At 72.6% G+C, this 6,742-nt stretch carries 6 protein-coding genes and 2 pseudogenes; 6 read left to right on the top strand and 2 right to left on the bottom strand.

Features of this window, described 5'->3' with window-relative positions; genetic code table 11:
- On the bottom strand, window positions 1-819 hold an 819-nt coding region (locus H5J30_RS13140; protein WP_181787615.1), incomplete at its 3' end, for a polyprenyl synthetase family protein.
- 295 nt (window positions 820-1,114) lie between these two features.
- Between H5J30_RS13140 and H5J30_RS13145 the strand changes: the two genes are divergently transcribed.
- Window positions 1,115-1,576, top strand: a complete 462-nt coding sequence (locus H5J30_RS13145; protein ID WP_181787616.1) for a hypothetical protein — start codon at window positions 1,115-1,117, stop codon at window positions 1,574-1,576.
- A gap of 92 nt (window positions 1,577-1,668) precedes the next feature.
- On the opposite strand, the gene H5J30_RS37465 is transcribed toward H5J30_RS13145, so the two are convergent.
- A complete protein-coding gene (locus H5J30_RS37465) occupies window positions 1,669-2,313 on the bottom strand; it encodes a TetR/AcrR family transcriptional regulator (protein ID WP_181787617.1) in 645 nt (214 codons plus the stop codon).
- 86 nt (window positions 2,314-2,399) lie between these two features.
- Between H5J30_RS37465 and H5J30_RS13155 the strand changes: the two genes are divergently transcribed.
- The 5 genes and pseudogenes from H5J30_RS13155 to H5J30_RS13165 form a co-directional block, all read left to right on the top strand.
- Entirely contained in the window at window positions 2,400-3,872 is a 1,473-nt protein-coding gene (locus H5J30_RS13155) for a serine hydrolase domain-containing protein (protein ID WP_181787618.1), read from the top strand.
- A 168-nt stretch (window positions 3,873-4,040) separates the two neighbouring features.
- Window positions 4,041-4,475 (top strand): ester cyclase, encoded by a 435-nt coding sequence (locus H5J30_RS13160; protein WP_181787619.1) that lies wholly within the window; start codon window positions 4,041-4,043, stop codon window positions 4,473-4,475.
- A 52-nt stretch (window positions 4,476-4,527) separates the two neighbouring features.
- Window positions 4,528-4,602: pseudogene (locus H5J30_RS36675) on the top strand (MerR family transcriptional regulator); the annotation flags it as partial.
- Window positions 4,603-4,635: 33 nt separating this feature from the next.
- Window positions 4,636-4,848 (top strand): annotated as a pseudogene (locus H5J30_RS37800) (glycosyltransferase); the annotation flags it as partial.
- A gap of 658 nt (window positions 4,849-5,506) precedes the next feature.
- Window positions 5,507-6,742 (top strand): DUF6851 domain-containing protein (locus tag H5J30_RS13165; RefSeq protein ID WP_258563295.1); only part of this gene is annotated, 1,236 nt, incomplete at its 3' end.

A 6,742-nucleotide genomic window follows, 5' to 3' on the forward strand; every position in this document is an offset into this window, starting at 1 on the left:
CGCGGGGCGGCGGTTGCGGAGGTCGCTGCAGACGGGCTTGCCGGCGTGCAGGTCGCCGTCGCCGCTCCCGTCCCCGTCGCCGTCCGCGCCCTCGGACACGTACGGCAGCAGGTCGTCCCGGATCTGGAACGCGATCCCCATCGCCTCCCCGTACGCCGCGAGCACCGCCGCCTGCTCCCTGCTGCCGCCGCCGAGCAGCGCGCCCACGTGGCACGCGGCACGGAACAGCGACGCGCTCTTGAGCCGGACCATCTCCACGTACGCGGCGATGCCCCCGTCCGCGGCCGCGGTCACCTCGCGCAGGCTGCCGCTGAGCGCGACCTCCTGCGCGACACCGCGCGCCGTCTGCTGCCCGGCGGCGCCGAGGGCCTCGACGGCGTCGAGGACGCACCCCGCGGGCACACCGGTGCGCCGGCAGGCGCCGAGCTGCTGGAAGAGGGCGAAGAACATCGAGTCGGCCGCCAGCATCCCGTGGGCGAGACCGAACTCGCGGTGCGCCGCGACCTTGCCGCGGCGCACCTCGTCGCCGTCGATGATGTCGTCGTGGACGAGGGTCGCGACGTGGGCGAGTTCGATGCCGACGGCCGCGGGCAGCACCGCCTCGTACGACCCGCCGACGGCACCTGCGGCGGCGAGGAGGGTGATCGGCCGCAGCAGCTTGCCGGGCGGACTGAGCGCCCACCGCTGCGCGGTGGCCAGCAGGTCGGGGTCGTCGGCGCCGGCACCGCCGCGGTCCAGCCAGGAGGCGATGCCGGCGTCGACGGCGTGACGCAGCTCGGCGAGTGGAAAGCACGCCGGGCCGGCGTCGGTGCGCTGCATGAGGAGAAGCCGCCTTCCCGGGGGCAGGGTGCGTAGGCGCCCGTTTGGCTGGTAACGACGGCGTCAAAGCCCAGGGCACTGCGCATCACCCCGTTGGGGGGTTCCGCCCGGCGCGCGGCATTCACGACCCGGTCGCGGGCCGCTCGTTGACGCGCCGGTAACAAAGTTGGCGCAATAGTGATGCTCATGACAATGAAGTCCGGTCGCCGGTCTTGCCGTCGCCGGGCGGAGCTGCCTCAATGCCTAGTTATCAGGGGTGATCCACCCCCGACCCCCCACAAGGAAGAGGCACTCCATGAAGAACGCACGCACCGCCCTGGGCGTGGGTGCCGCGGTCGCCGGCGCGCTGTTACTCGCGGCGCCGAGCGCGCTCGCGGTGGAGCCGCAGACCGCCACCATCGGGTTCGACTGCGGCAGTTTCGGCTCCGGCGAGGCGACGCTCGAAGCCACGCAGGACGGCACCGCGGCGACGATCACCATCACGACCGACGCCATCACGGCGCCGATCCCGATCGGCGCGAACTCCGCGTCCTCGACCCTCACCCTCACCAAGAACGGCACCGACACGGTGGAGTTCTCCGGCAACTCCAACCCGGCCATCCCGGTCGGCGCGCCGGCGAACACCGGCCCGCTGGCCGGCACGGTCGCCTCCGGCGACTCGCTGGAGGCCACGTCGCTGACGGTCTCGGTCCTCGGCATCACGGCCGACTGCTCCGCCACCACCCCGCAGAACCCGGGCCCGTTCGTCTTCGAGTGACGGGACCGCGCCGGACACGACCGGCGGCCGGACACCTTGTCCGGCCGCCGGTTCGTACCGCCGGCTCGTAGCGCCGAGTCGCCGCAGGTGCGTTACGGGCGGTACTGCCGGCACTCCCCGGTGAAGACGCCGTCCAGGCACTCCCGCAGCAGTTCCCCGCCGACCGCGGCCGGCGGGCGTCCGCCGACGCTCCCCTCCGGCTCCTGGTAGATCTGGTCGGCCAGCCCCGTGACCAGCGCCGCGATGCGCGTGGCGGCCACGTCGGCGTCGACGTCCGCCGCCACCTCGCCGCACTCCTTGCCGTTGTGCACCGCGGTCGCCAACTGCCCCCGGATGTCGGCTGCCGTGGCCCGCGCGACCTCGGCGAGCGCGGCGTTGTCGAGGGAGCGGCCGAGGAAGGCGCGCGTGACGCGGTACTCGCCGCGCCTGTCCTCGTCGAGCGGCAGCTGTTCCAGCAGGCTGTGGAAAACCACCTCGGAGATCCGCCGCCGCTCTTCCGTGCCCTTGGTGATCCACCCCGCCACGCGCTCGCGGAGCGCCCCGGTCACCTGCTCGTACGCGAAGAGCAGCAGGTCGTCCTTGCTGGCGAAGTAGTGCTGGACGAGCCCGACCGAGATGCCCGCCTCCCGCGCCACCGCGGCGACCGTGACCGCGTCGAGGCCGGCGGTGGCCACCAGGTGCCGGACCGCCGCGGCGATCTCGCGGCGGCGGGCGGCGTGGTCCGCGGTCCTGGGCACGCGGATAACCGTATCAGGGTATGGTTACGTCATAACCGTACGGCTATACGGTTATGCCTTACCCCGCCCTGCCCGGAGACGGAATCATGCGAACTCGCGCAGCAGCCCTGGTACTTCTCCTCCTCGCCGCCCTCGCGCCCCTCCCGGCGCACGCCCGGTCCGCCACCTCGCAAGTCGACGCCTACCTGCGAGAACGTGCCCGGGCCACCGACACCCCCGGCCTCGCCTACGCGATCGTGGGCCCCGGCGGCACCGAGCGCACCGGCGCCTTCGGCCACGACGGCGACGGCGGGCCCGTCACCCCGCGCACGCCTTTCCTGTGGGGCTCGATCGCCAAGCCCGTGACGGCGACCGCGGTCATGACGCTCGCCGAGTCCGGCGCCGTCGGCCTCGACGAGCCCGTACGCACCTACCTGCCGCGCTTCACCCTCGCCGACCCCGGCGCCGCCGCCCGCATCACCGTGCGGCACCTGCTCCAGCAGACCAGCGGCATACCCGAACACACCGGCGTCACCGACCGCTTCGGCGACCGGGACGACCCGTACGGCCAGGCCGTGGCGGACCTCGCGGACACCGAGCCGCGGTCCGCACCGGGCGAGCGCCACGGCTACTCCAGCGCCAACTACCTCCTCCTCGGCGCCCTCGTCGAAGCCGTCACCGGCCGCCCCTACGAGGCGTACCTCCGCGACCACGTCCTCGGCCCGCTGGACATGCGCGGCGCGGTCACCACACCGCGCCGGGCCCGGGCCGTACCGCGCGGGCACAGCTACTTCTTCGGCCAAGTGGTGGCCGCCGACACGCACTACGACCCGGCCGGCGCCAGCTACGGCTACCTCGGCGGCACCGTGCGGGACCTCGCCCGCTTCGCCGCCGCCCACCTCGGCGGCGGCACGTACGACGGGGAACGGGTCCTTTCCCCCGCATCCGTCGCGCAGCTGCACCGCGGCACGGCCGACTCCGGCGGCACCCAGCGCTACGGCCTCGGCTGGCGCGACGACACCCGCAACGACGACCTCGGCACCCGCACCGTCTGGCACACCGGCGGCGCCCCCGGCTACCACGCGATGGTGGTCCTGCTCCCCGGCGCCGACCGCGCCGTCGTCGTCCTGCAGAACGCCTACGGCTACTTCCAGGCCGCCGACCTCAACGCCGCCGGCTTCGGCGCCGCCCGCATCCTCGCCGGCGGCGACCCAGAACAGCCGCCCGGTGACGCCCCGTACACCGCGTTCCTCGCCGCCCTCGCCGCCGTACTCACCCTCACCACCGCCGCCACCGCCTGGACGGCCTTCCGCATCGCCCGCCCTGCGGCCGGCCGCCGCACCCGCCGCCGCATCCTGGCCACCACGGCCGCCTGGACCCTGGCCGCCCTCACCGCCGCCGCCCTGGCCGGCGTCGTCGCCCCCCGCTCCTTCGGCGTCGACCTCCGGCTGATCCGCCTCTACTCCCCCGACCTCGGCTGGCTCCTCACGCTCACGGCACTCGCCGCCTGCGCGCTGGCCGCGGCCCGGCTCGCCGCGGGCGGCCTCGCCCTGCGCCGCGCGGGACGCGGCAGGCGGTGAGGGGCACCGTCCCTCCCCGGGACGCGCCGCGGACCCCGGCCGCGGACCCCGGCCGCGGATCCCGGCCGCGGATCCCGTACGCCCGCCATCTCGCCTCGCGCGCCCCGGCCGTGGAGTCTGGAGGAGCACCGCCCCGGCCACCCGGCCCCGACCGGAGAGGGAACCCCGTTGTCCACGACCCAGGAAGCAAGGAACAAGGCGCAGCACGGCCGCCTTGTCGACGCCATCAACGCCCGCGACCCGGAAGTCATGTCGGAGGTGTTCGACGAGATCTTCCTTCCCGACGTGCGGCTGGACACCCCGCTGCCCGTGCAGGTGCCCGGTGTGCAGGCCGTCAAGGACGTCTTCGCGACGCTCCACCGGGCGTACCCCGACCTCCACATCGCCGTCGACGACCTGATCGCGGAGGGCGACAAGCTGGTCGCCCGGCAGACCGTGACCGGGACGCACCGGGGCGAGTACATGGGCCACGCGCCCACCGGCAGGTCCGTGACGTACAAGGAGATCTTCGTCGCCCGCTTCGAGGACGGCCGCATCGCCGAGACCTGGGGCGTCGTGGACGTCCTGGCCCAGCTGAGGCAGCTCGGCCTGCTCCCGTCCTGACGCACCCGCCGCACGGCCCCGGCCCCGCGGCGTACGCGGATTGACCCTTCCCATGGACCTCGCCGAGGAGCACCGGCTGCACGTCTCGCGCTGGTTCACCGCCTGTCCGCCCGCCATGCACCGGCGGGGACGTCGCGCCGTATACGGGCCTGGGCGCCGAACTGCGCCGGGCCGGGGGTTCGCCGACGCGGTCGCCGAGGGCACCGACCTGCTCCTCCTCTCGGCGACCACCGCCCCGCTCGGCTGGCACCTCGCCGAGGCCACGGGCACACCGACCCTGGGCGTCTACCTCCAGCCCCCCGCGCCGACCGGCGACTTCCCGCGGCACGTCGGCCGCCGCCCTGCGCGCCGCCGCGGGCGAGCCGTCGTACGCGCGGGCAGCGAAGAACGCCGCGGCACACATGGCGACGGAGGACGACGCGGCCCGCGTACTCGAAGCCGTCCGGTCCGCGACCGAAGGGACCGGCGGGATGATCGGCGGCCCGGCCCCCGGCGGCTGTGCCAGAGGGCTGCGGAAACCCGCCCGTGGCCGTGCCGGTCATTTGCCTTTCCTTTTCCGGTGAGGATGGGTGTGCGGGCGCTCGAAGTGTCGATGAGGCCCGTCATAGTTCATTTCGAGCGGCCCTTGAGTACTGGGAGGTACGGTCCCGGCATCAGGATTTCCCGGAACGCGATCGGCATCGACTGCTTGGAGTGCCTGGAGTGCTTGGTGTCCGAAAGTATGGGGGCGGAAGGACTTTTCTCGGCCCTCGCGGAATCATTCCTCACCCGCTACGGTTCGGACAACGTGAGGCCGATCGGCGTCTGCCGCAAGGCAATACCTTGAGTCTGTTCCTTCAGGTACCCCCCGCTGCCATTTCCTGAAGTCCTGTTATCTCGCGGCGTAATTCCAGGTCGCCGAGCCTTGGGCACGCTATTCGGCGACCGGCCCGAGAACCTTCTCCCCCCACCCCCCAATCCCCCACCTGTGAGGGGCCACTCCGGCGATTTCGTCGCCGGGCCCCTCTTCACCGAGATGAAGAAAGAGGATCATGGCGAATTCAGGGCGCAAGTCTGTCTTAGCCACCCCCCTGGGCCGCAGGTCGCTGCTGGTCGGCGGCGCCTCGGCCGCGTCGTTGTCCATGCTGTCGCTGTCCCGCCCCGCCGTCGCCGCCACCGGCGATGAGCCGCCCGAGCTTCCCGACCTGGACAAGGACAACTACATCAAGTGGGCCCAGCCCACGGGCCCGCGGACCGGCCAGTCGGCCAGCGACGCGTTCATCGGCACGATGGACGTGACGGTCATCCTGTTCATGAACCGCGCCGCGATGCTGGCGCTGTTCGACGCCGTGGCGCCGTACCACGAGACGGCGGTCGGCGTACACACGCAGATTCCGCGCCGCCCCGCCAGCGAGTCCGCCACCAACCGGAACATGAACATCGCCTGCATCTACGCCCAGAGAGGCATCTGGAGCCAGCTCCTGCCGCGCAACCTGGAGCCGCTGCGGGAGCTGATGCTCGGGCTCGGTCTGGACCCCGACGACTGGTCGGAGGATGTCACCACACCGGTCGGCATCGGGAACGTGGCGGCCAAGTCCGTCTGGAACGTCCTGAAGAACGACGGCATGAATTCCCTCGGTCACGAGGGTGGCCGCAAGTACAACCCCCGGCCCTGGGCGGACTACACCGGCTACGTGCCGACGAACACCGCCTTCAAGCTGAACAACCCCTCGCGCTGGCAGCCGCAGCTCCAGCCCCACAGCGCCCGCCGCGCCGGCGGCGGCCCCGGCGACCTGGGCATCTACGTCACCCAGCACTTCGTGACCCCCCAGATCGCGGTGACCATGCCGCACATCTACAAGGACCCCGCCGAGTTCCGGCTCGCCCGGCCCGACTTCACGGACCACACCGACCGCCGCGCCTACAAGCGCTCCGTGGACGAGATCATCGAGGCTTCCGCCGCGCTCGACGACGAGCGCAAGGCGCTCGCCGAGATCATGGAGAACAAGCTCTGGGGCATCGGCCACTCGTCCATCGAGGTCGGCCTGAAGAACGACCAGAACAACGAACTGGGCGTGCACGGCTGGGCGCAGTGGATGCTCACGCACATCCTGGCCACGTTCGACACGCTGATCGCCGCCTGGCGTTACAAGCGCATGTACGAGGCGGTGCGGCCGATCACCGCGGTCCGGCACGTGTACGGCAACCGCAAGATCCGCGCCTGGGGCGGCGTCGGCATGGGCACGGTCGACGACATCCCGGCCAACGAGTGGACCGGCTTCCTGCCG

This window comes from Streptomyces phytophilus (assembly GCF_013870535.1).
Taxonomy (GTDB): Bacteria; Actinomycetota; Actinomycetes; order Streptomycetales; family Streptomycetaceae; genus Streptomyces; species Streptomyces phytophilus.

Bases quoted from the DNA above. Each gene is read 5' to 3' on its own strand.
- H5J30_RS13145 (WP_181787616.1), top strand. From the start codon at position 1,115: ATGAAGAACGCACGCACCGCCCTGGGCGTGGGTGCCGCGGTCGCCGGC.
- H5J30_RS13155 (WP_181787618.1), top strand. From the start codon at position 2,400: ATGCGAACTCGCGCAGCAGCCCTGGTACTTCTCCTCCTCGCCGCCCTC.